This is a genomic window from Streptomyces katrae, from assembly GCF_000966975.1.
GTDB classification, from domain to species: domain Bacteria; phylum Actinomycetota; class Actinomycetes; order Streptomycetales; family Streptomycetaceae; genus Streptomyces; species Streptomyces katrae.
In genome coordinates this window covers 1-2,010 of sequence record NZ_JZWV01001066.1, presented here as the reverse complement: position 1 = coordinate 2,010, position 2,010 = coordinate 1, and the positions used below count along the sequence as shown (strand labels likewise).

Here is a 2,010-nt window from a genome sequence, read left to right as displayed (position 1 = left end):
GGCCCCGACGACCGGGGCGAAGGTGAAGCCGTGGTCGGCGGCGCGCTTGGCGATGGCCGCGTTGAGGTAGTCGGAGGCGCCGTTGATGGCGGAGCGCTCGCCCTCGGTGAGACCGGCGATGCAGCTCCCGTTGAGCTGGTAGAAGCGGGGATAGCCGAGCACGACCACCTTGGCGGAGGGCGCGCGGCCGCGGATGGCGTCGTAGACCTGGTCGAGCTGGCCGGGGAGGGTGGAGTCGACGTACGCCTTGGCCTGGTTGACGCGGTTGACACAGGTGGACTCGGACTGCAGGACACAGGTCGTCATCACGTCGGAGAAACCGGCGTCGTTGCCGCCGATGGTGATGCTGACCAGGTCGGTGCCGGAGTTGAGCGGGCCGAGCTGCCCGGAGAGGACGTCGCCCGTACGGGCGCCCGAGCAGGCGGTGAAGGAGAAGGTCTGCGGGGAATGGGCGGCGGCCCACAGGGCCGGGTACGCCCGGGTGGTGCGCTTGCAGCTGCCGCTGGCGGAGTCGTAGTTGCCGGCGCCTACGCCGGAGGAGTACGAGTCGCCGAGGGCGACGTAGCCGAAGTCGGCCTGGGCGGCGGCCTGACCTGCGCCGAACAGGGCGGCGCCCGCGGCGAGTAACAGGGAGGAGGTGAGGGCGGCGAAGCGCGACAGTCTCATGCTCATGTGTGCGGCTCCTTGTGGGGGTTACTCCTGAGTCCGTGGTACAAGCCGCCGAGGATGGCCGGAAGTGTTCATGCCAAGAATTTTCGGGGCGGGGTTGGCGCCGGAATCTTCACGCCCGATGTGTTTGAAGAGGGAACCTGGGACCCGATCCGGCGAAACACGGGTGCGGGAGGCCAGTTCGTGCCGGATCATGGGCGCCATGCCAGCAGACCCGCATGACGCGCTGCCGATCCGGCTCCACGTGGACGACAGTGACTCTCCGTCGGACGTCGTCGACGCGCTCTTCCTCGGCCGGTTCGCGACCGGCGAGCAGCCCTACGCGCAGAGCGTCACCATCGAGCGGGTGAAGGCGGAGGCGACGCTGCTGCCCCCGCGGGCCACCGTGCTCCGCTCGGCTCGCGACACCGACCGCAGCGCCACGCTCGCCGAGGGCGAGGGCTGGACGGTCCTGGTCTCCCGCTGGAGCCGGGGCGCGGACGTGACGGTCACCGCGGTCAGCGAGGAGCTCGCGCAGCGGGTGCTCGGCGAGGCCACGGACGGGGCCCAGGACGAGCCCGAACCCCAGCCGGACAACGTCACGATGGGCTTCTGGTACGTCTCCCCGCGCCGCGGCCCGTACCGCACGACGCGGCAGATCTCGGCCGGTACGTGGGCGGAGGTGCGGCCGAACTACACGGCGCCGGTGGCGGCGGCGATGGACCGGCTGATGAAGGTCACCCCGGACGACATCGCGGGGCGGCTGCTGCTGCTCCACGGGCCGCCGGGGACGGGGAAGACCTCCGCGCTGCGGACGCTGGCGCGGTCGTGGCGGGACTGGTGCCAGGTGGACTGCGTCCTGGACCCCGAGCGGCTGTTCAACGACGTGGGCTACCTCATGGACATCGCGATCGGCGAGGACGAGGGCACCGCCAAGGGGCGCTGGCGGCTGCTGCTGCTGGAGGACTGCGACGAGCTGATCCGCGGCGAGGCACGGCACACGGCGGGGCAGGCGCTGTCGCGGCTGCTGAACCTGACGGACGGTCTGCTGGGGCAGGGCCGCAACGTCCTGGTCGGCGTCACCACCAACGAGGACCTGGAGCGGCTCCACCCGGCGGTGGTCCGGCCGGGCCGGTGCCTGGCCCGCATCGAGGTCGGCCCGCTGACGCGCGGGGAGGCGGTGGAGTGGCTCGGGACGGACGAGGGGGTGTCCCGGGAAGGGGCGACGCTGGCGGAACTCTTCGCCCTCCGGCGGGGGACGGCACCGGCTGCGGTCGTCCCGGCCCAGTCCCAGTCGGAGGCGGGGCTCTATCTCTGACGCGCCGCTCCGGCGGGGCTATGGATAGCCCCGCCGGCGTTTGA

At 71.9% G+C, this 2,010-nt stretch carries 2 protein-coding genes; one reads left to right on the top strand and one right to left on the bottom strand.

Going from position 1 to position 2,010, the window contains the following annotated elements; all coding sequences use genetic code 11:
- On the bottom strand, positions 1–666 hold a 666-nt coding region (locus tag VR44_RS32340; RefSeq protein ID WP_045951193.1), incomplete at its 3' end, for an SGNH/GDSL hydrolase family protein.
- Positions 667–862: 196 nt separating this feature from the next.
- Between VR44_RS32340 and VR44_RS32335 the strand changes: the two genes are divergently transcribed.
- Positions 863–1,966, top strand: coding sequence for a DUF5925 domain-containing protein (locus VR44_RS32335; protein WP_245692662.1), 1,104 nt, complete (start codon positions 863–865; stop codon positions 1,964–1,966).
- The last annotated feature ends 44 nt before the right edge of the window (positions 1,967–2,010 follow it).